The 23,599-nt window shown below is 55.1% G+C and carries 12 protein-coding genes and 3 pseudogenes; 13 read left to right on the plus strand and 2 right to left on the minus strand.

Translation table 11 applies throughout. The features are described 5' to 3' along the window. Window positions 1-15: 15 nt before the first annotated feature. The 10 genes and pseudogenes from ACYZTM_RS23095 to ACYZTM_RS23140 all read left to right on the plus strand — a co-directional run bounded on the left by ACYZTM_RS23095 (window position 16) and on the right by ACYZTM_RS23140 (window position 19,653). Entirely contained in the window at window positions 16-12,849 is a 12,834-nt protein-coding gene (locus tag ACYZTM_RS23095; protein ID WP_461984839.1) for a hemagglutinin repeat-containing protein, read from the plus strand. A gap of 14 nt (window positions 12,850-12,863) precedes the next feature. Then, window positions 12,864-13,274: a hypothetical protein gene (locus tag ACYZTM_RS23100; RefSeq protein ID WP_461984841.1), complete on the plus strand. Its 411-nt coding sequence runs from the start codon at window positions 12,864-12,866 to the stop codon at window positions 13,272-13,274. A 224-nt stretch (window positions 13,275-13,498) separates the two neighbouring features. Beyond that, window positions 13,499-14,892 (plus strand): annotated as a pseudogene (locus ACYZTM_RS23105) (IS4 family transposase). A 314-nt stretch (window positions 14,893-15,206) separates the two neighbouring features. Next, window positions 15,207-15,560 carry an immunity 8 family protein gene (locus ACYZTM_RS23110; protein WP_461984843.1) on the plus strand — a complete coding sequence of 118 codons (354 nt, stop codon included), beginning with the start codon at window positions 15,207-15,209 and terminating at the stop codon, window positions 15,558-15,560. Window positions 15,561-15,878: 318 nt separating this feature from the next. Continuing rightward, on the plus strand, window positions 15,879-16,016 hold the full coding sequence (locus ACYZTM_RS23115; RefSeq protein ID WP_461984845.1) for an Imm63 family immunity protein: 138 nt from the start codon (window positions 15,879-15,881) through the stop codon (window positions 16,014-16,016). Between the two features lie 479 nt (window positions 16,017-16,495). Then, entirely contained in the window at window positions 16,496-17,029 is a 534-nt protein-coding gene (locus tag ACYZTM_RS23120; RefSeq protein ID WP_461984847.1) for a hypothetical protein, read from the plus strand. A gap of 325 nt (window positions 17,030-17,354) precedes the next feature. Next, entirely contained in the window at window positions 17,355-17,576 is a 222-nt protein-coding gene (locus ACYZTM_RS23125) for a hypothetical protein (protein ID WP_131062564.1), read from the plus strand. A gap of 103 nt (window positions 17,577-17,679) precedes the next feature. Continuing rightward, window positions 17,680-18,930 (plus strand): DNA/RNA non-specific endonuclease, encoded by a 1,251-nt coding sequence (locus ACYZTM_RS23130; protein ID WP_461984850.1) that lies wholly within the window; start codon window positions 17,680-17,682, stop codon window positions 18,928-18,930. Between the two features lie 3 nt (window positions 18,931-18,933). After that, entirely contained in the window at window positions 18,934-19,263 is a 330-nt protein-coding gene (locus ACYZTM_RS23135) for a hypothetical protein (RefSeq protein ID WP_131062563.1), read from the plus strand. 210 nt (window positions 19,264-19,473) lie between these two features. Beyond that, window positions 19,474-19,653 carry a hypothetical protein gene (locus ACYZTM_RS23140; RefSeq protein ID WP_131062562.1) on the plus strand — a complete coding sequence of 60 codons (180 nt, stop codon included), beginning with the start codon at window positions 19,474-19,476 and terminating at the stop codon, window positions 19,651-19,653. A gap of 6 nt (window positions 19,654-19,659) precedes the next feature. On the opposite strand, the pseudogene ACYZTM_RS23145 reads toward ACYZTM_RS23140, so the two are convergent. After that, window positions 19,660-19,845, minus strand: a pseudogene (locus tag ACYZTM_RS23145) (DUF899 family protein); the annotation flags it as partial. A 182-nt stretch (window positions 19,846-20,027) separates the two neighbouring features. On the opposite strand from ACYZTM_RS23145, the gene istA reads away from it, so the two are divergent. Further along, entirely contained in the window at window positions 20,028-21,542 is a 1,515-nt protein-coding gene (gene istA, locus ACYZTM_RS23150) for an IS21 family transposase (RefSeq protein ID WP_461983466.1), read from the plus strand. Window positions 21,543-21,562: 20 nt separating this feature from the next. After that, window positions 21,563-22,318, plus strand: coding sequence for an IS21-like element ISPsy14 family helper ATPase IstB (gene istB, locus ACYZTM_RS23155; RefSeq protein WP_025163932.1), 756 nt, complete (start codon window positions 21,563-21,565; stop codon window positions 22,316-22,318). A gap of 92 nt (window positions 22,319-22,410) precedes the next feature. On the opposite strand, the pseudogene ACYZTM_RS23160 reads toward istB, so the two are convergent. Then, window positions 22,411-22,977, minus strand: a pseudogene (locus ACYZTM_RS23160) (DUF899 domain-containing protein); the annotation flags it as partial. A gap of 179 nt (window positions 22,978-23,156) precedes the next feature. Here ACYZTM_RS23160 and ACYZTM_RS23165 point away from each other — a divergent pair. Continuing rightward, window positions 23,157-23,546, plus strand: coding sequence for a transcriptional regulator (locus ACYZTM_RS23165; protein ID WP_461984853.1), 390 nt, complete (start codon window positions 23,157-23,159; stop codon window positions 23,544-23,546). Window positions 23,547-23,599: the final 53 nt, after the last annotated feature.

The raw sequence follows: 23,599 nt of genomic DNA on the forward strand, positions 1-23,599 counted from the left end.
ATCGAGACCTTCAACATGGACGTTCGCCACTACGCTTTCCTTTCGCGTCAGCCTTCTGCGCAACTGAAAACCCGTGAGCACTTCTGGGGCATGCCCAAGCGCGGATTGGCGTTCCTGTTGGCCAACGTGATGTTCTGGCAACCGATGTGGGCCCAGGCCGAAGGAATCGTGGTGGCCACGCCGGGGACCAGTCTCGGGCAGGCGGGGAATGGCGTTCCGATCGTCAATATCGCCACGCCCAATGGCACCGGCCTGTCGCATAACCAGTTCCACGACTACAACGTCGGTACTCAAGGTGTGATCCTCAACAACGTCGCCGCGCAGACCGGCGCGACGCAGTTGGGTGGCATCATCGTCGGCAACCCCAACCTCACCAACCGCGTCGCCGCGCAAACCATCCTCAACGAAGTGATCGGCGGCAGCCCAAGCCAGTTGCGCGGTTACACGGAAGTGGCGGGGCAGTCCGCGCGCGTTATCGTCGCCAACCCTTACGGCATCAGTTGCAACGGTTGCGGGTTTATCAATACGCCGCGTGTGACGCTGACCACCGGCAAACCGCTGCTCGACAACGGGCGTGTGGATCGTTATCAGGTTGATCAGGGAAGCGTGTCGATCGATGGCACCGGGCTGAATGCGACCAACGTCGACAGTTTCGAAATCATCACCCGCAGCGCGAAGATCAATGCCGAGATTCAGGCGAAGAACCTGACGATTGTGGCCGGTCGCAACGACGTCAATGCACAGACGCTCAACGCCATCGCTCGTGCCGATGACGGCAGCGCCAAACCGCAACTGGCCATCGACTCGTCGGCACTGGGCGGCATGTACGCCGGGGCGATCAAACTGGTCGGCACCGAGGCTGGGGTCGGGGTGAAGCTCGACGGCAAACTGATTGCCAGCGGTGGTGATATCCAGCTCGATGCCAGCGGCCACTTGAGCCTGGCCGACACCTCGGCCACGAACGGCGCGGTCAATGTCAAAGCCGCCAGCCTCGATGCTCGCGGTCCGGTGTATGCAGGCACCGTGCTAAACGTGCAAACCCAAGGCAACCTGACCAACCAGCAAACCCTCGCCGCTCGCGACACCATCGCCCTCAGTGCCGGCGGGCAGTTGACCAACAACGGCATCATCGAAGCCGGGGTCAATGCCGATAACAGTCGCAACGCCAATGGCGATGTAAGCCTCAGCGCGCAGAACCTCAACAACACCGGCAAAAGCGTGGTTGCCAGCCGTAACCTGTCGATCAATACCGCACAGACATTAAGCAACCAGGGCGGCACTCTCAGCGGGCAAACCACCCGCATCACCGCAGCTACTCTGGACAACCAGAACAACGGGCGAGTGCTGAGTAACAGCACGTTGAACCTCAATGCCAGTCAGGTGTTCAACACCAACGGAGTGATCAACAGCACCGACCTTCTCACCGGTAATGTCGGTCGACTGAACAACAACAGCGGCGAGCTCAGCAGCCTGGCCGACATGACCCTGAGCGTAACCGCACTGGATAACGTCGCCGGTGTGGTGACCGCTGGACGTCTGCTGGACATCACGGCCAGCGGCGGCATCAACAACATCGGCGGTACCTTGGGGGCGCAACAAGCCCTGACCGTCCGCGCGCAAAACCTCGACAACAGTCAGCAAGGAAAACTGAGCAGCGCCGGCCAACTGACCACTCGTGTCAACGGCCTGCTGAACAACCAGAACAAAGGCCTGATCCAGGCCAACGGCGCGATGGATGTGCAAGCCACGCGCCTGGACAATCGCAACGGCAAGATTTCCGGCCTGAACACCCTGAACGTCAGCAGCAGCAACACTGACAACCGCAACGGCGTGATCCGTGCCGATCAAGCGGTGAAACTGCAGGTCACCGAACTGGATAACCGCGACAAGGGCCGACTGGAAAGCAAGGCTGCGCTGACCTTCGATGGCAGCAAACTGGACAACCGCAATGGCGGCCTTCTCACCGCCACCGGTCCTCTGACACTCAAAGCCAAAGAAGTCGCCAACGATGGCGGCCGAATTTCCGGCAAGGGTGATATCGACGCCACTATCGATGCCTTGAGCCAGCAGGTTGGCGAGTTGATTGCCGAGGGCAACCTGAAGGTGACCGGCAAGTCGCTGGATAACCAAAAAGGCGGTCTGGTCGCGGCCCTCAGAACACTGACCGTCAACGTCGATCAGATCGACAACCGCAGCGGTTCGCTGTCCAGTCAGACCGACGTGTACATCAACGGCGCGACCCTGAACAACAGCGACAGCGGCAAAGTGCAGTCCAACACGACCCTGGCGCTCAAGGTCGCTCAGATCATCAACCAGACCGCCGGCCAGATTTTCAGTAAAGGCGCGGTTACGCTCAGTGGCGTCGGGCTCGACAACTCGGGCGGCAAGATCGTCAGCCAGAACAACCTGGCGTTGACCTTCGACGACATCAAGAACAACCAGCAAGGCCTGGTCAGCAGCGAAGGCACACTGGTGCTCAACGCCGGCAGCCTGGACAACCGACTGGGTAACCTGTCGAGCCTCCAGGCCATGTCGCTCAACGTTGCGGCAGCCCTGCAAAACCAGGGCGGTTTGCTCGGCTCGCAAAAAGGTCTGACGCTGAGCAGCGCCAGCCTCGACAACAGCGGCAAAGGCCTGATCAACGCCAAAGCCACGTCGACTGTCACCACTGGTGAATTCAACAACAGCAACGGCGGCAGTCTGGCGACTGACGGCACCCTCGACCTCACGGCCAAACACCTGAACAACTCGGCCGGGCAGATTGGCAGTCAGCAACGGCTGAACGCTTCGGTCACGAGCCTGGATCAGGACGGCGGCGAGCTGTTCAGCAACAGCGACCTGACCCTCGACTTGAACAACGGCCTGCTGAACAACCAGCGCGGCAACCTCCACACGCCCGGTCAGTTGCTGTTGAAAAACCTCAACGAGGTGAACAACAGCGCGGGTGAAATTTCCGGGGCCAAGGCCTACAGCATCAACGCCAAAAGCCTGAACAACGATGACGGCAAACTGCTGAGCAATGAAAAACTCACCCTCGTCATCGACCGCGCACTCAGCAACATCCATGGCCTGATCAAATCGGCCGGCCTGGCCAGTCGCAGCGCGAGCCTGGACAACAGCAACGGTGAAATCCGTGGCCGTGGTGAGGTTGAGCTGACGGTCACCGACGCCTTCAATAATCAGGGCGGCCTGGTCATTGCCGATGACGGCCTGACCGTGAAAGCCGCCAGCCTCGATAACCGTCAGGAGGGTTTGGTAGGGGCCACAAAAGCGCTGAAACTGACCGTCGACAACCTCGATAACCGCAATGGCGAGTTGTCGAGCAAGGCGGACGTGACGCTGATCGGTCAACAACTCGACAACAGCGATGCCGGTTACATACTGGCCGGTGGCAACCTCGCGCTGACCGTGGGCAAGGTCATCAACCGCAATAAGGGACTGCTGTCCGGCGAAACCGGGCTGACACTGACCGGGCAGACCCTGGAAAACAGCGGTCGCCTCACCACCCAGAAAAATCTTGCGCTCAACCTCTCGTCCGATCTGAACAACAATCAGGGCAGCCTCATCAGCGAAGGCGAACTGGCGCTCAACGCGCAGAGCCTGAGCAACAACGGCGGTACGATTTCCAGTGCCAAAGCGCTGGCTGTCGTCACCCAGGGCGCCATCAGCAATCAGGGCGGCAAGCTACTCACCGACTCGACGCTGACCCTCAACAGCGCCAGCCTGGATAACCAGCAAAAAGGCGCGATCAGCAGCAAAGGCGACGCCAGCATCACCACCGGCGCACTCAATAACAGCCACCAAAGTACGATTTACGCAGGCGCTCGTCTGGACATGAACGCCGCGCACGTCACCAATACCGGCGGCAGTCTCAACGCGGCCTCCGCGCTGATCGCTAACATCACAGGACTGGATCAGCAGGGCGGCAGGCTGTTCAGCAAAGGCACGTTAAGCCTTGATCTGAACGGCGGGGCGTTGAACAACCAGGACGGTTTCATCAACGCGCCGGGCCAATTGCTGCTGAAAAACCTTGCCGACTTGAACAACCGCCACGGCGAAATTTCCAGTGAAGAGGCTTTCGAACTGGCGGCCAGGCAGCTGGACAACAGCGACGGCCAACTGCTCAGCAACCAGAAACTCACCCTGCAAATCGACAATGCGCTGACCTCGGTCAAAGGCAAAATTGCCGCTGCTGCCTTGCAGGTTCGTGCCGCGAGCCTTGATACCAGCGCTGGCAAAATACTCAGCGATGGCGATATTCAAATCACCGTCGACGGGCTGCTGTCCAATCAGATTCAGGACCTGACCAGAGGCCTGATCAAAGCGACCGGGCAACTCACCCTCAACAGCAACGGCTTGAACAACCTGGGCGGTAACCTGTCCGGTGGCACAGGCATCAGTATCGATTTGGGCACCGCACCGGCCGACCTGAACAACCAGGACGGTGTGATCAACACCAAAGGCGTGCTGAGCATCGCTCACCTGCGCGACCTGAATAACCAGAAAGGTGAAATTTCCAGCGTCCACAGCTTCAACCTGAGTGGCAACCAACTGGATAACCGTGGCGGCAATCTGATCAGCAACGATCAACTGATGCTCAACGCCGCCAGTTTGAACAACCAGGGCGGTCTGGTTTCCGGCTGGAAGAAACTGGCCGTGACGGGCGGCAGTCTCGATAACAGTCAGGAAGGCTCGGTTTCCAGCCAGTTCGGGAACCTGGACATCAACCTCAGCGGCGCGTTGATCAATACCGGTAAGGGCGTCAAGGGCGGCATCGGTGCCGACGGCGACGTGACCATCACCGCGGCCAGTCTCGACAACCGCAATGGCATCGTCAGCAGTCATGGCAAGCAAACCCTGACAATGACCCAAGGCCCGATCAATAACTCTGCGGGCGGTGTGATCGAAAGTGGCGACACCCTGGACATCAATACGTCGAGCCTGAACAACAACGTCGGAAAAATCACCGGCAATAAAGCCCTGACGTTCACCGGTACAAGCCTGGACAACAGCAACGGCAGCCTGGTCGGCAAAGACAGCATTACCCTCGACTTGCTCGGTGCGCTGACCAACGTCAACGGTGCGCTCGGCAGCACCGGCCCACTGGTGATCAAGCGTTCCGCCAGCATCGACAACCAGGGCGGCCAGTTGCTCAGTCAAGGCCTGTTGACGCTGTTGACCGGCGATTTAAACAACAGCCAGCACGGCACCGTGTCGACCTATGGACAACTCGACCTCACCGCCACCGGTAACGTGCGCAATGACGCCGATGGCCTGATCTACAGCCGCGACGCCGGCTTGACCCTCAACGCCAAATCCCTCAATAACGCCGGCGGCGCGCTGCAAAGCCTGGGCGCAATGACCCTGGACGTGACCGGCGGCGACATCGATAACCAGAGCGGAAAAATCATCGCTCAAAACGGCGACCTGAACATCACCGCCGCCAACCTCGACAGCCGCAGCGGCGTGCTCTCAAGCCTCAAAGGCTTGCTGCAAACCCGCCTCACTGGCGTATTGCGCAACGGCCAGGGCGGCAAGATCGAAGGCCGCCGTCTCGACCTGCAAGCCTTGGGCGGGATCTACAGCGACGGCGGCCGCATTGCCGCCAACACCGGCGATATCTTGCTCAATGCGGGCAATGCCGCCATCGACAACAGCGGCGGCGGGATCCACGCCAAAGGTCTGGTCAAAGTCATTGGCAACTCGCTGAACAACAACGCGGGGCAGATCAGTGGCCAGTCCATCGAGCTAGGCCTTGACGGCAACCTCAGCAACCGCAGCGGCTTGATCGAAAGCGCCAGCACCCTGGCCGTGCGCGCCACCAGCGCCGATAACCAGGGCGGCAAACTGCGTGCGCTGGGCAACAGCGGCAAAACCAATTTCCAGATCGGCAGCCTGTTCGATAACCGCAACGGGTTGCTGGAAACGGCCAACACGGACCTGACACTGGCCACGCAAGGCTTCCTGAACGCCGGCGGCACCGTGACCCATGTGGGCGTGGGTGAGTTTGATATCTCCACGGCCAACGTCATGAACGCTGGCGGCACGATGGTGACCCGTGGCGGGTTGACGCTGAATGCGGATACCTGGACCAACAGCAGCGTGATTCAGGCGGGGCGGTTGACGGTTAACGTCAACAATTTCACGCAGACCGCGAGTGGTCAATTGTTGGCTTCCAGTCATCTGGAAGGGCGGGGCGCGAATTGGACCAACGACGGGTTGATTGCCAGTGATGGCAGCTTGAATCTCAATCTGGGCGGCACGTACACCGGTAACGGGCGGCTATCCAGCCTGGGCAGCCTGACGTTGACTGCCGCGCAACTCGGCTTGTCGAGTGCGACCAGCATTGGCGGGGGCGCGCAAACCACTTTCAATATTGGTGGGCAACTGACGAATGCCGGGCGGTTGACCTCTGATGGCGGACTGACAATCAATGCGGGCAGCGTCAGCAACATCGGCACGTTAGGGGCAGCACAAGACCTGACGATCAAGACATCGAACCTGGTAAACAACCGCGGCCTGATCTTCAGCGGCCGCACTATGAACCTGCTGCTCAATGACTTCACCAACCAGAATGGTGATGTTTACAGCATCGGGGATCTGACGATTGCCGGACGCGATGGCGGTCGATCCAATACAGTTAATAACCTGGCGGCATCGATTAATGTTGATGGTGATTTTTCACTGTCGGCCAATAGTTTCAATAATAAAACCGAGGGGGTCATTGGCGAAGAGAAGCTTCTGTCCGGCGATATTACGTTTGATCCGAATTCCGCTACTTTTTACGTCAATGAAAACTTTGTATCGCAATCAACGATCACTGGTCCCCAGGCGTCGCTCACCGTGGCGGGAAACCTGACCGGCAATGTGGGGGCTTTTACCAATACGGCCTCGCAGATTTCAGCCGGTAAAAATATCAAGCTGGATGTGGACACCTTCGATAACTTTGGACTGCAGTCGGGCAATTTCACCCGCTCGCGCACTTTCAAACTCGCAGGTCTTCCAGATCGCCAGGATGCTTGGACAAGCACGGATCTGCAGGCTTACGCAAAAAGAAACTCCACCCATGTTTATAAATACTCAAGAAGCTGGCATGAGCCTGATAAGGGCGGGACGCATTGGGCCTATGTTGATCTCGACAAGCAGCTAACCAGCACGATCAACCCGAATTACGGTATAGGGCCTGAAATAGCGGTGCCCGCGCCCATTCTGTCCGGCGAGCTGAAAAACGATGTCAGGGTCTTCACTAATGGCGGCGGCAGCGTGTCCTCCATCGTTCAGGCCGGGCAAGCCATACAGATCAACGCCAAGAACACGATCGACAACAGTAATCTCAATCCCTACACGAGTTTTGGCGGGACGACCAAGGGCACAGCGGATACCGGCGTTCAGAACGCCGCCAAACCGACCATCATCTTTTTGAATCCGCAGCTACCGCCTGACCTGGCCCAGCAACAGGTCAACCCGCTGGCACTTCCTGGTTTCACCCTGCCGACAGGCGATAACGGTCTGTTCCGTCTCAGCCGTAAAGACGGCACCGAGCAAACTGTGGTTCCGGCTCAAGACTGGGTCATCGGCAACATCAATTCAGACCTGATCCAGCGCGCTCAAGAGTCCACGTTGGTTAAGGCTACAGAGTTCAAGTTCGACAAGAATGATCCTGTTTCGGTCAAGGCCCGCGACCTGGCCCTGGCGAGTCGTCCGCCGGTGGACTTCAGCGACAAAATGGCAATGGTCAGTGTCAACGCCGCCGCCAGCGACGGCCCGGTGGGCGTGTTGTTGCCTAACCGCACCAGTGGACCGATGAGCGTTCCGCGCGTGCAGGGCTTGCCCGACACCAGCGTGCGTTCAAATCCACAAAAATACCTGATCGAGACCAACCCGGTACTCACCGACCTCAAGCAGTTCATGAGTTCGGATTACCTCCTGAGCAATCTCGGCTACAACCCGGACACCAGCGCCAAACGCCTGGGTGATGGCTTGTTCGAACAACGCCTGGTGCAGCAATCGATCGTGGCGCGCACCGGCCAGCGTTTCCTCGACGGTCAGACCTCTGACGAAGCCATGTTCAAGTACCTGATGAACAACGCCATCGCCAGCAAGAACCAGCTGAATTTGTCGATGGGCGTCACCTTGACCTCCCAGCAAGTCGCGGCGCTGACCCACGACATCGTCTGGCTCGAAGAGCATGTGGTGAATGGCGAAAAAGTGCTGGTGCCAGTGCTGTATCTGGCCCAGGCGAACAACCGTCTCGCGCCCAATGGCGCATTGATCCAGGGGGGCGACGTCACCCTGATAGCCGGCCAGGATCTGAACAACGCCGGGACCTTGCGCGCCACCAATAATCTGTCGGCCGAAGCCGGAAATGACCTGACCAACTCAGGTCTGATCGAGGCAGGAGATCGTCTGACGCTGAAGGCGGGCAACAACATCGTCAACAAGTCGGGCGGCATTATTTCCGGTCGTGACGTGACGCTGACGGCCACCAATGGTGATGTGATCAACCAGCGTGATGTGACGAGTGTTGACACCATCGGGGGCGGGAATGTGCGTCACCGCGATTACCTGGATAACGCGGCGCGGATCGAGGCGGCCAATGATTTGAGCATCGATGCCGGTCGCGATATCAACAATGTTGGCGGCGTGATGAAGAGTGGCCAGGACCTGGAGCTTGATGCTGGCCGAGACGTCAACATCACCTCGGTTCAGGATCGCAATAGCATCTCGCGGGGCAGCAATTTCCTCAATCAGACCATCACTCAGTACGGCGCGGAGGTGACGTCTGGACGGGATCTTTCAATCACTGCGGATCGTGACGTAACCGTTGTCGCCAGTCGGCTTGATGCAAAGCTCGATATGTATCTCACCGCAGGTAACGATGTACTGTTGACGTCGGCGGCGAACGAAAGCGATTACGTTGCACGCAGCAAAAAAACTGCGTTGGAAAGTCACAGTGTCAGCCAACAGTCGTCGGTTGTGAATGCAGGTCGAGACATCGCCATTTATGCCGGCAACGATCTTGGCATCATTGCCAGCAGGATCAAGGCTAATGAAGACATCAGCCTCGATGCCGAGCAGGACATTCTTGTTGCGTCCGCGAAGGATGAGAGCTCTTCTTACTACCACAAGAAGAAAAACGGTTCGTTTGGACGAAGCAAAACTACTCAGAGCGAGAGCTACGATAGCGCTAACGTCGCTTCCGTTATTGAGGCGGGGCAGGATCTGACCGTTAACACCACGAAAGACGATGGAGGAGGTGTCAGCCTCAATGGAGGCCGCAACGTCACCATTATTGGTAGTCAATTGAAGGCGGGTGATGACTTGATCGTCGGTGCCACGAAGGACGTGGCGATACTTTCAGGCATCGAGGAAAGTGGTTCCTACACCAAGAAAACGAAAACCGGTTTGTTTGGGATGTCGTCCAGTGGCAGCAGCCATCTCCAGACCAGCGTCACCCAGGTGGGCAGTGAACTCAGCGCTGGTAACGATGCGGTCGTCATTGCCGGTCGTGATGTGAATCTGAATGCCAGTGTCATCAACGCTGACAACAATGCAGAACTACACGCCGGGCTGGTCGACAAAACCGGTGATATCAACCTCTCATCTGCCGATAACGAAGCTTACAGCCGCGCAGAAGAGTTCAAGAAAAAACTCGGCCTGTCGCTCAAGGATGCGATGGGTGTGAATTTGAACACGACCCTGAACGCGTCGCACAAGGGTGGGCGCGAAGGGTTCAGCTCGAACAGCGTCGGCAGCCAGATCAATGCGGGTAATGACGCTATTTTAAATAGCGCACGTGACATCAATATCATCGGCAGTGGTATCAACGCCGGTCACGACGCAACGCTCAAGGCAGGTCGGGATGTGAACGTGGTCGCCAGCATTGATCAGGAGCGCAGTAACAGCTGGGAAACGGACAAAAGCTATGGCATCAAACATGCCGTGGATAACAACGGGCTCTCCACCTTCGTCGGTAACGAGACGATAAACCATGGTGTGAATAGTAACGGTCACACAGCCGCAGGCAGCTCCATCTCTGCCTTGCAAAATCTGACTATCACCGCTGGCCGCGACATCAACCAGCAGGGCTCCGACCTGCAATCCGGCATCGACCTGAAGTTAAAGGCGGTCCGTGACATCAATATCGATGCCGCAGAACAGGCCAGCCAGATCACCACCACCGACAGCATAAAACGCAACGGGACCACTACCACGGTCGCCTACAATTTTGGCAACACGGTGGATACTCTCAAAGGCACCGGCAAAGGTGAGGATGGGGTTAGCAAGGGGTCGAGCGTACTTAAATCGGTCGATACTCTCGGCCAATTTTTCAGTGGACCCACTTTCGATGGGCATGTGGGGGCTTCAAGTACCAGTCAGACAAGAACCCAGACCTCTGTGACCAATCGTCCTTCCACTCTTTCGGCAGGTAACGACATCAGCCTGGACGCTGGTAACGATGTAAACGTTCGTGGCAGTCAGTTTGATTCCGGGCGGAATATCAATGTCACCGGCCGCAACATTACCTTCGATGTCGCCCATGGCGCTGATGGCAGTGATGGAAATCAGACCCAGAGCAAAGGTGGTCTTAAGGGCGGCACGACCGGAGGTTTCAAACTCGGTGTTGGTATCAGCAATGCGGGCAGTAAGGATGAGTCGACTCAAGGCAACTCCACACCCGCGCAACTCAATGCGGGTGGCAGCATCAACCTGGATGCAAAAAACGACCTGACCCTGATCGGCACACAGGTGATTGCGGAACGGGATATCAAACTCAAGGCCGGTAATGACCTGAATATCCTGTCTGCGCAAAATGCGTCCAGCAGTGAAAACAGCCGTCGCAGTTGGGGCGCCGAGGGCGGTGTTATTGCGGGGCAGGATGGTTTCGGCTTCTATGGCTCAGCCAACGTTGGTCTGGGCGATTTAAAACGAAAAGGCGTTCAACAGCAGGAAGCTTACTTGTACGCAGGCAATAGCCTGAACTTCGAAAGCGGCCGCGATACCACCATAGCCGGAGCCACGTTGCGCGGCGACGAAGTGATTGGCGACGTGGGTCGCAACCTCACTGTGACTTCGGTACCCAACACAGGCAAGGTTGAGGGCAAAGAGTTCGATGCCAGCCTGACGTTGGCCTTCAGCATTGGCATGACCGTCAGCGGCTCGTTGGGCTACGGCGAAACCAATGGAAAAACCAATTGGGTCGAAAGTCAGACGGTCATCAGCGGCAAAAATAAAGTCGATATCCGCACTGAAAATCACACGCAGCTCGATGGGGCACTGGTGTCAGCCGACAACGGCAATCTCAAGCTGGATACCGATACCCTTGGGTTCCGCAATATCAAAGGCAAGGATAACGAGCACGGTTACTACCTCAATGTCAGCGGTAGCTACGGCGGCGGCAGTGGTGCCCAGCAAGATAAACCGAATCAGGGCATGGAGGCTCCAGACAAAAACAGTTGGGCGGTCGAAGGTTACAACTACAACAAGGATCGCGAGCAGACGCTCAATGCCACGGTCGGCGCAGGCGAAATTGTCGTGCGTCATGACAAAGTGACGGGGCAGGACTCTACGGCAGGGCTCAATCGTGACGTGAGCAAGGCCTACGAAGTGACTCGAGACGATGAGCATCGTACTGATCTGTATGTCAGCAGCACTTCGCTCGGTGCAGTGATGGACCCCGTAAAGACATACAACCAGTGGAAAGCGAATGTCGAAAATTACGGTGAGAACAGCGTCGAAGCGTTGAACACGCTGGTTGATTTACTGTTTGCCACTGCCGTTTTCGCGAGAGGCTATGGCCTTGTTGTGGCTGATACAGTTCTTGAGGTTCGTGCAGGCACCCGTGCATTTCTGAAAAAACTGGGCGATGAAAGCACGCGAGCAGAGTTAGTCAAACTCACCGTCAATGAGATTATGAATGGGCAATCTACCCCTGAATCTCAAGCGTTAGCCGATCGTATTACCCAAATCGCAGCGACCAATCCTGAACTGGCGATGAACCTGCTTAGTCAGTTCAAACGCTTGCAAAACCCTCATCCCGAGCGGTCGAATTTTGTTCCCGTGGTTCTTGCAGGTGGGGCGTTGGCTGCGCTAGGCGCAGCATTGCTGACGGCGGTCAGTTCACCGCAATACCAGGAAAACATGCAAAAGGCAGTGAATGCTCTTGTTGAGTCTACGATAGAGGCAGGTTCGATTTCAGCTGAACGCCTGAAGGTGGCAATAGAGATATGGGAAACAATTATTGGCACCGCGTTTCCAATACACCTGCTTGATCCAAAGCTTGGAACGCTGATCAATCCCATTTGGGACACTGATGTGCTACACCCAGTGAGTGCTGGTGGATCTACGGTCCCATCACTGCCAACCACTACCGGAGGCAGCCCGGTCGTAAACGGCGGTGGTTCGAGCACTACTTCTCCGGCTGTGGATCCATCCCTTTCGCCAGGCAACATGTTCAGTAGTCCTGTTGACTACGATCATATTATTGGTGCGGATTACACTAAAAATGGCGCACCCACTGGTGCACATACATTATTAAATGGTGATGTGAGAATTGTTCCGGGAAGCGAGAAAGTACCTGATGCATACGGAGTTTATCAGGCAACTGTACAGGTACCGGATCCGAAGAATCCTGGCCAATGGTTGACAAAAACGACTAATAAATCGATGAACTCGATGTTTCCCTCCACTTGGGATAAGGCACGACTGATAAATGAAATTGATGGAGCATGGAATAGTCCTGATAAAGTTGTAACGGGTACCGTATGGCGCTCGACGACCCCGTCTGGGGTTGAGGTCGAGGGATATGTTTCTCCAAGGACAACTATTTATCCGATTTATAGACCTTGACGAGAGGCCGGCACATGGATCTGAAGTATTACTATATTCCTGGAGGAGTTCACCCTATTGCTGGGACGGTGCTTTACAGGGCCGCGCTGGTTTCTTCCGGAGAGAACGCTGAGCGGTATGAGCTCTATATTTGTACTGTGCTAAACGCTATTGCTCAGACACAGGAGGATTGTGATCGACTATTAGATTGCATAACGTCAATCGAAGATGGTTCCCAATCATCAGAGGTCGGGGGTGGCAATGATGTTGAGCTGACCATGGACGCTACAGGTGTTCAGGTCGATATCCTGATCAACGACGACTGGGTTGGACAGCCCGAGGGTAAATTTACCCTGCAAGAATGGCGTCAGGTTCTGGAGCAGTGGAAGCTTTTCCTGGGGCTGCCAAAGTCGTTAGAAACGGTAGTTATGGTGAAATTACCGTAACCCTTACAGATAATATGGATAAGAGGGTTAAAAGAGAAAAAGGGGACTGGAGAAAAAGGGGACGGATTTACTTTATTTTGTTGTGGTCGGAAAATAAACCTGTCCCGAATGGCACTTACTTAGCAGCTAACCAATTGAGCTGAAAGCAAAAAATGAAGAAGGGCTGGTCTTGGTCTACGGTGATAGTTGCGAACACACCCCGATAAACCAAGGACACAGCCCCAATGAATCGTAGACGTGAAATTCTCCAGCATCAACAGCAACGTTTTCATCGACACGCTTCGAACTGTGATGCCTATGCGTTTTTCAATCTGCTCACCGCTCCTGAACTGTTGCAGCGAGTCGAGTCTGCACTACCAGAATATCGGGAGCGCCTGTTTCCGCCGACTGAAACGCTGTCTATGTTTCTGGCTCAAGCGATAAGTGCCGACCGTTCCTGCCAGAACGCCGTCAACGATTTGTCCATCAAACGGTCTTGTGGCGGCATGAAGCCCAATAGCACTCGCACGGGCGCCTACTGCAAAGCCAGAAAGCGCCTGCCTGTGGAAATGGTTTCCACGCTAGTCAGGCACACCGGTGCTTCGATTAGTGATAACGCACCCTCGTCGTGGAGCTGGATGGGACGGCCTGTACGCCTGGTGGACGGTACGACGGTCAGCATGCCCGATACTGCGGCCAATCAGGGTGCCTATCCGCAGTCACGCAGTCACGCAGTCAGAAGGTGGGGGTTGGTTTTCCGCTGTGTCGAGTGGTCGGCATCGTTTGCCTCTCCAGTGGCGCCGTTTTAGATGCCGCCCTTGGACGTTTCCGAGGCAAGGGCGGCGATGAACAGACGCTGCTCAGATCAATGCTCGACACGTTGAAAACAGGCGACATTTTGTTGGGCGATGCTTACTACGCGACCTATTTCCTCCTGTGCGAGTTGCAACGAAGAGGTGTCGATGGCGTATTCGAACAATATGGCGCTCGACGGCGCAGTACGGACTTTCGCCTGGGTCAAAGTCTCGGTTCGGAAGATCATTTGATCGAATTGAAAAAGCCCGAAAGAAGGCCGCCCTGGATGAGTCAGGCGCATTACGAACTGGCGCCTGAAAGACTGACAGTGCGAGAGCTGAAGGCTGGCGGAAAGACGTTGGTGACCACGTTGCATTGCCCGAAGCAGACACCCAAAACCGCCCTCAAATCGCTGTACAAGGGGCGATGGCATGTCGAGCTGGATTTGCGAAATCTCAAAGCTACGCTGGGACTTGGAAAGTTAAGCTGCAAAACCCCAGGCATGGCAGTCAAGGAGCTATGGGTCTATCTGTTGGCACACAATCTGATCCGAATGCTCATGGCACAATCAGCGCTATTAGCTGACTGTTTACCTCGCGAACTGAGCTTCAAACACAGCCTTCAGCTATGGCTGGCGCTGCGACAATATGGCAGCCCTGAAGACGAGAATGGCCTGCCGAATTTATTGATGTTGATTGCTCAGAGACGCGTCGGAAACCGGCACGGTCGTATCGAGCCGCGAGCCATAAAACGAAGACCTCAAGCCTACCCCTTGCTGACCAAACCACGTCGGTCAGCAAGGGCAGATGTCAGGAAAAACGGGCACGCAAAACATGTTAAGTAAGTGCCATTCAAACCTGTCCCCTTTATTCACGGAGCGGACAGCTCCGTGAGGCCGCGACAGGTAAAGGTAACTTCGGTATTGGTTCCGGTACGAGAGAGCAAGCAGATGTTATGGGAAAAGCTTGGGTCGGTGCTGGATATAAAATTGCTAGTGACGGGAAAACTCTAGTTAGTCAGGATGGGTTGAGGCAGTATAGACTACCTACCTATAAGCCAAATCAGAAGGGAACTCAAGCTAACTTTGAACAAAGGTATCTTGGGCAAGAAACAAAAAAATGGCAGTCTAATGGTCATCTGGATATTACGGATTAAACTATGGAAGCAAAGCTGAAGCGGCTGCATAGCCCTGATATTTATAATCTGGAACATTATCAGCCAGATGTTCAGGATGATTTTGGGTTTCTCCTACAAGCCATGGTTGGGCCTGCTGGAGAGGATGGGGAAGAGTCATTTGATATAGAGGTTTTTACTCCGAAGTGGATCGAGAAAAGACATAGGACGGACGTGGTTGTTCTTGGACTACATTGCCTGATTGTTCGTGAATATAATTATCAGGAGATAGTTAAAGTTATCGAGAAATTTTTGCAAAATTGTTCGGGTAAAGACTGGAGTGAGGTTTCAAAAAAAGTATCAAAGCTAGGTTTGTGGGAGTTTGAGGGTTACGAATAGGGCGCGTAAAAGGCGTAGGATAGGCATAAGTAAAAACGAAAATTTTATGGCGTAATCCCGGCCCCTTTTTTTCATTTTTTTACATTGTTTCGGGTTGAATTTACTATCAAGCCTGGTGTTGGGATTCGTGAGGGTACTGCTGGAAATATGTGGGGTGCGAAACAAAGAATAAGACTGCAAGGTGGCGCTCATCAAGTTGATTTTATGTATAAAACTCCTTATACGAATCCGGCGCTGTATGATGTCGATGTTAGTAGCCTGAGGTTATTAAATGAACAGTCTTGTTGCATGTGTAAGACGTGAAATGACTCATGCTAATTGGATGAGTTACTTTATTGGATTATGGCCAGAGTCGTGCGGCAGATGGCCGTTAAGTATGAGGTTGAAAGTAGAGTGAGCAATTGCGATACAAGAAGACTATATTTTTTAGATTTATACAGCTGCTCGGTGAGATAAGGCCTGAGTGGGCGGAGCTAGGGAGGCTGGAGGTTGATGAAATATTAAAATCATCTCCATATATAGATAGTTAAGTGGTGCAAAAGGCAATCAGCTAATAAATGGGAAGTGGGTTGGTGCTGAAGGGCTTCTATTGTCTGTTCCTTCCAGCATAGGTGCATCTGGGCGAGTTCCGAATGTTTTGCAAACTGGGAGTTATACTCCCAATAAGAGTACAGCTAACGCACTGAATGAGCATTTTGGTGAAAGTTTCGCTCCGCGTGAATGGGGGGCGGGAAAGGGGGCGGATTTATATGTTTGGTATTGGTGAAGTGGTCAGAAAATAAATCTGTCCCGAATGGCGCTGCTGGAGATATGTGGGATGCGAAACAGAAAATAAGGCTGCAAGGTGGCGCGCATCAAGTTAATTTTATGGATGAAACTCCTTATACGAATCCGGAGTTGTATGATGTCGATGTTGGTAGTTTGAGGTTGTTAAAATGAACAGTCTTGTTGCATGTGTAAGACGTGAAATGACTCATGCTGATGGTACAGTCTTTCAGGAGTTTTATGATTGGAATGGTGGTAGGACTGATTTTGAAATAGAGATGGAACATCTAAAATATTTGAAGGTTAGTCCGGTCGTAAAGTCGGTGAGATTTATAGTTTCTGAAGATGGACAGGTCATCGAATTCGTGGGTTCGGGTATCCCCTATATATTGCCTGATAGAACTGGTGTTTTGGTGGTGTTTGAAAAGGATCCTTCGGGATTTAGATGCTCTGAAGCTCCTTGGTTTTTTAGTTTTCCAGATAATGCTGCAATCTACAATGCCGACGGCTCATTGCGTTTCCAACTAAAAAATCCTGAGGGTGAAGGCAGTTATATAGGAGCCATCCACTCCGGCGCGATGCCCGATCATCCTGATACCTTAGGTGTCTTGGTTGGTACAGTAGGACATGGTCCAGAATGGCTCTATTTGGTTGATTGTAATAATCCAGAATTGATAAGTACAGGAAAGTGGATCCGTTATTAATTATGGGGGGGCGATATGTGGGATGCAATCAATGGAGTTCGCTTGCCTGAAGGCGGGCATCAGGTGAGAAAAGGGGCGGATTTATTTTACTTGGTTGTGAAGGCCGTAAAATAAATCTGTCCTCTTTTTGCTAAGGAAGTCCTTCCGAAATCAACGCTCAAGGTCAAAAAATAGCTGATGAAATTCTGAGCAATCCCGCGACAACCGTAACCTATAAGGACACGGGGAGATTTGGGAAAGTAATGGATGTAATTGCTCCTGATGGTCGGGGGCTACGTTATGATGCTAATGGGAAATTTATTGGTCTATTGGAGCCACCAAAACCATGACTCATTTATCATCAATGATAACCAGCCCACCAGATCGTGAAAATTTAGTGTTTGAGATATGGTCGGGAACTAACCAACTGGCTGAAGTATCCCGTGAGCCTGGCAGATCAGTTGAGATCGAAATTTACCCGCCTGTTGAAGGCGGGAAATGGAATTTTGAGCTTGAAGAACTCATGTCCCTTTTGAATCAGGCGGTTAAGAATTTAAGTCATGGTTAAAATGGTGCAAAAGGTGAGTTGAACACATCTTTGCTTGATGAGTTAACTGCTAATGGTGTGAAATTTACCGCAGCGAATGTTATTGCTACGACTCGCAATTCTAGTGCGATTACCAGAAAATAAATCTGTCCCTTCCTTTGGCAGGATGCAGTTTGAAGGTGTCGGCAAAGGTGCGGTTGCTGCGGGCGGGGAGGAAATTGCCGAACAGGCGCTGTCCGCTCTAGTGGCGGCGGGTTACAGCAGGAAAGACGCCCGGGCGCTGCTGGAGGACTCGAAGTTCCAGAGCCAGGTTTTGGCTGAGTTAAAACAACTTGATGACCTTTTCAAGGATCAGTCCGAGAAGGTAGCAGCGGTTAAAGAGGATCTGGTCGACAAGAACCTTGTCGAGAAGAACATCACTGTCAAAGGCCCTGCCATTACCAACGCTATGGTCGCGCTTGATCGTGCCGCTGCCATCAAACAGTACATGACGGAGAATCCCGACAAGGTTCAGGCTGTCGAGTTCATCCTTGCCGCTTCGCAAGGCCCCAAAGGCATGATCATGTATGCCGCTCAGAAGGTGCTGGGCGATATGTCCTTCATGCAGTCATTGGATCTGCTTCGAAGTGAGCTGGAAGCTAAAGTCGGACGCCAGATAGCGGAGGGTATAGAGCCAAGGCTCTATAAAGATTCGCAGTATACCGATTGGCGCTTGGACGGCGGATCGCTCATGGCAGCAGTTTTGCTGGGGTTGGGCTCGCCAAACCTGGGCAAAACAGGTGGCAGATATGTCGCGGTCAATCAGGTGGAGCGACCGCATATGGGGGGGGGAGGCCAGGATAAAACGCTGGATCACCCTATCGAACCGAGAAAACCGCCCGTTCCCCCACGCGTGGTTGAAGTCGATTCTGGTGGCAAGGGCGCGTGGAACAAGCAGTTGAACAAGCCTGAGCCAAATACCATCTATAAGGTCGACGGAAACAAGGAGTTTCACACCGATAGTCAGGGGCGTGTGGAATTTGTCGAAGCCGATTTGTCTGCCATCGCCAGAGATCGGAATACCTATCAGCAGTGCAAAGCTGGCAAGTGCGGTCTGGATGCGGATGAAGGGGGGCATCTGATTGCCAGCATCCTGGATGGACCAGGCGAAAAAATTAACCTGGTTCCCATGGACGGCAACTTGAACAAAGGAGTCTGGAAAAAAATGGAAAACACCTGGGTCAAGGCTGTCGATGAAGGTAAAGCCGTTAAAGTCCAGATTCAGCCCGTGTATTCGGGGCCTGGTGTTCGGCCTGACCATTTTGTTGTAGCCTATAAAATTGGCAATGGACGAGAAGTTCGGCAAACATTTGTAAATGCGCCCGGAGGGGTATGACGGATGAGTGAAGACGAGATCTATCTGCAGATTGGAGAAATACTCTTAGGTACCGCTCCGCCTTCGGCGGTTGAAGTTATAGTTGAAGCCGAGATTTCTCCAGAGGATGATCACTGTCAATTGCTATTTGATTACATTGATGAGCACGGGAAGAAAGACTGGTTCAGTCCAAAGAGCGGTCATGTAGATGTGGGGTTGCTGAAAAGCCTGGTTGAACTGAGAAAAATATACAAGGAGAGTGGAAAGACAGCCGGTTTGCCCGTCTGGAGTGGTTGCACCATTACACTGAAAGTTGTGCCTGCCAAGTTGGCAATTGCTTTCAAGTATGACTAAAAAGACAGGCTTGACGCAGAATGTCCCCATGAAACGGGCGACCCATTGGTCGCCCGTTTTCATTCACAAAAATTAGCTTTGATAGTGCTAGCCCTGTCGCTATCAGCCTGCGGACCTTCTCGTTCAGTGTGGATCGATAGCGCCAACCGCCTGGTCGGGCAACCAATGCCCGACCTCGAAAACACCTCGTGCGATGATCGCTGTCGGCTCATGTTGTGGTCCCCGAACAATCACGAACACCGCTATGAGCGAGTGGTCGAGGGCGACGGCAATCGCTACTACTTCAACTGGTTGTTCGATTGCAGCTACTCGGTGTACACCACGGCCGATGGTGTGATCCGGTCGTGGCGATTCGAGACATCGCGGCCTGAAAGTTGTTATGTGTTCTAGCGCGCTCTATCCCCCATGGCAGCAACTCGACGACGTCTTTTCTTCGTATTTGTCGTGGTGCTTCACCCACTCCATGATTTGCTCTTCATTGCGCCCCTTGGGCATGAGGTCGAGGTAGTTATAGGCGCCGACCAACATGTCCAGGCCTCGGGCATAGGTGGAATAGGTGTGAAAGATTTCTCCCGCTTCATTGTGCGGATTCCACGGCCATCCGGCCACCTATTCCATGAACATACGGCCACTGATTCCACGGTGATCCGGCCACCCGTTCCACGCTCATCCGGCCACCCTTAAAGCAGGCAGCAACGCAGGATTAATTCACTACCATCGACCTCTTTTATCGAAGCGGAGAGGTCGTCGTGGAGCGGTTATCCATGCGTAAGATTCGAGAAGTACTACGTCTCAAATTCGAGGTCGGCCTATCTGCCCGCCAGGTCGCTGTCAGCTTGCAAGTGGGTCGAGCCAGCGTCGGTGAGTACCTCAATCGCTTTGCTGCCAGCGGCCTGACTTGGCCGTCTGCGCTAACGGACGCCGAGTTGCAACGGCGGCTTTTTCCACCGCCGCCCGCCGTTCCCAGCGATCAGCGTCCGATGCCCGACTGGGCATGGGCTCATGCCGAGTTACGTCGCCCCGGCGTCACCCTGGCCCTGCTTTGGCAAGAGTATCGGCTCAGCCACCCGCAAGGTTTCCAGTACAGCTGGTTCTGCGAGCACTACCGCCTCTGGGCCGCCAAGGTCGACGTGGTCATGCGCCAGGAACACCGTGCCGGCGAGAAGCTGTTCGTTGATTACGCCGGCCAGACCGTGCCAGTCATTGATCAGCGAACCGGCGAGATCCGCCAAACGCAGATCTTCGTCGCCGTCCTCGGCGCATCCAGCTACACCTTCGCCGAGGCCACCTGGTCGCAGAAACTGCCCGACTGGCTGGGCTCGCACGCCCGCTGCTTCGCTTTTCTTGGCGGCACATCGCAGATCTTGGTGCCCGACAATCTGCGCAGCGGCGTCACCAAGGCGCATCGCTACGAGCCGGACATCAACCCCAGTTACCGCGATCTCGCCGAGCATTACGGCGTAGCCGTACTGCCCGCGCGTTCGCGTAAACCCAAGGACAAAGCCAAGGTTGAAGTCGGCGTACAGGTCGTCGAGCGGTGGATCCTGGCGGTGCTGCGCAACCGCCAGTTCTTCTCCTTGGGCGAACTCAACACAGCCATCGCGCTGCTGCTGGATCGCCTCAATCAGAAGCCCTTCAAGAAGCTGCCCGGCTCACGCCGGTCAGCCTTCGAGACCATCGACCAACCTGCGTTGCAACCGCTGCCGGAACACCCTTACGTCTACGCCGAATGGAAAAAGGTACGCGTACACATCGACTACCACGTCGAGGTCGACGGCCATTACTACTCGGTGCCGTACCAGCTGGTGAAGCACCAACTCGAAGTGCGGCTAACCGCTAAGACCGTCGAGTGCTTCCACGCCAACCAGCGGGTGGCCAGCCATCTGCGCTCGCCGCACAAAGGCCGCCACACCACCCAAACCGAGCACATGCCCAAAAATCACCGCGAACATGCCGAATGGACGCCGCAGCGACTGATCCACTGGGCAGAGCAGACAGGCCCGAATACGGCCGGCGTCATCGCCTACATCCTCGAACGCCGGATCCATCCGCAGCACGGCTTCCGCGCCTGCCTGGGGATCCTGCGTCTGAGCAAACAGCACGGCGAAGAGCGGCTGGAAGCCGCTTGCCAGCGAGCGCTGGCACTGGGCGCGTGCAGCTACAAAAGCCTTGAATCGATCCTGCGCCAAGGGCTGGAACGGCTGCCGCTTGCCCAGCAAAACCTGCCGTTACTGCCCGAAGAACACATCAACCTGCGCGGCCCTGGTTACTACCACTGACCTGAAAAAGGAGCACCAAAATGCTGCCCAACCCGACACTCGACAAGCTACAAACCCTGCGCCTGCACGGCATGATCAAGGCGCTTGGCGAACAACACGCAACGCCTGACATCAACGATCTCAGCTTCGACGAACGCCTCGGTCTGATGGTCGACCGCGAGCTGACCGAGCGCGAAGACGCCCGCCTGACTACTCGCCTCAAGGCCGCACGACTGCGCCATAACGCCTGCCTGGAAGACATCGACTACCGCAGCCCGCGCGGCCTGGACAAATCTCTGATCCTGCAACTGGGTAGCGGCCAGTGGCTGCGCGACGGCCTGAACCTGATCATCGGCGGCCCAACTGGCGTAGGCAAAACCTGGCTCGCCTGCGCGCTGGCTCATAAGGCCTGCCGCGACGGTTACAGCGTGCGTTATCTGCGCTTGCCGCGCCTGATGGAAGAACTGGGCCTGGCCCACGGCGACGGCCGCTTCGCGAAACTGATGGCGGGCTATGCCAAGACCGACTTGCTGATCCTGGACGACTGGGGCCTGGCGCCGTTTACCGCTGCGCAACGGCGCGACATGCTTGAACTGCTGGACGACCGTTACGGCAACCGCTCGACGCTGGTGACCAGCCAAATGCCGGTGGACAAATGGCATGCGCTGATCGGCGATCCAACCTTGGGCGATGCGATCCTCGACCGGCTGGTGCACAACGCTTATCGGATCGAACTGAAGGGCGAATCGATGCGCAGACGCGCAACGAAATTGACGGCGACAGAGACTTCAGACTAACAATGCAAACCTGCGTCGCTGCGCTCCGACTGCCCGGCCGGATGACCGTGGAATAGGTGGCCGGATGTTGGTGGACTGAGTGGCCGGATGGCGTGGAATGCGCATTCATTGCGATAAAACACGCTGAGGCCGGGAAGTTCTTCTTCGGCGCCGTCGGACTTTTCGTAGTTGTAAGTGGCTCTGCCGGCAGTGACGTCTTCGGCTCGGGCGCAGACGCCGAAGTCGTAATTGAAATCGCAGCCTTCTGACGACACCCAATCAAATTTCCAGCCCATACGCCGCTTGAAAGCCTGAAATTCGGCGAACGGTGCGTGGGAAACCGCGACCACTGCCACGTCATGATGGGCCAGATGCTGGTTGGCGCCGTCGATGTGGTCGGACAGGAACGAGCAGCCGGGGCAGCCCTCATCCCATCCCGCGGCGAACATGAAGTGGTAGATGACCAATTGGCTGCGGCCGCCGAACAGGTCGGCGAGTTTCAGTTCGCCGTGGGGGCCTTGGAAGTGGTAGTCCTTGTCGATTTTCACCCAGGGCAGGGCGCGGCGTTCGGCGCTGAGTTTGTCTCGTTCTTTGGTGAAGGCTTTTTCGTTGGCCAAGTGTTGTTTGCGGGCGGCGAGCCATTCTTCGCGGGACACGATGGGATGATTCTGAACGTTCATCAGTTGTTCTCCTTCGCAATGCAGGGAGGCGACTTACACAGCCTAGTCGTTTGACCTACGCCCAATTCGACATGCCGTCGGTCGGTAGCCGCAAAAAAACTCGGCTGAACGGCTGCGCGCGGTGCCGGTCACAACTTAAGAAGGCCATCTCACTCACAGGCTTTGGAGGTTGAATCAGGATGACAACTTACAACTGGGATTTGATCGAACGCTTGCTGCACGAAGTGCAAAACGGTGAGGCCAGTTATACGCCGAGAGCGTATGCCGAACGGTATGCGGCGGAGAAAGCGTCGAAAGGCGAAGTGACTGAAAACCTCGATCACTTGAAAGCGGTGGCCGGCGAGTACGAAAAATTAATGCTGGCGCGCGGTTACATCGAGCCTCGGCCCGAAGAGCAGGGCGGCACCGGCTCCAATTACATTTTGACGCCGCGCGGCTCGAGTTTGTTGAGCCTGATCGACAGCAGCATTCCGGGTAATGACCATCCGCGTCAGGTATTGGATGAGCAGGCAGATGCACTGGATGAAGTGACGTTTGATGAGGTGGCGTCGAAGGCGCAGATTGCCTGAAGATCACCCTTAAACCATTGTGGGAGCGGGCTTGCTCGCGAAGGCGGCGTGTC

Source organism: Pseudomonas sp. MDT2-39-1, assembly GCF_054898085.1.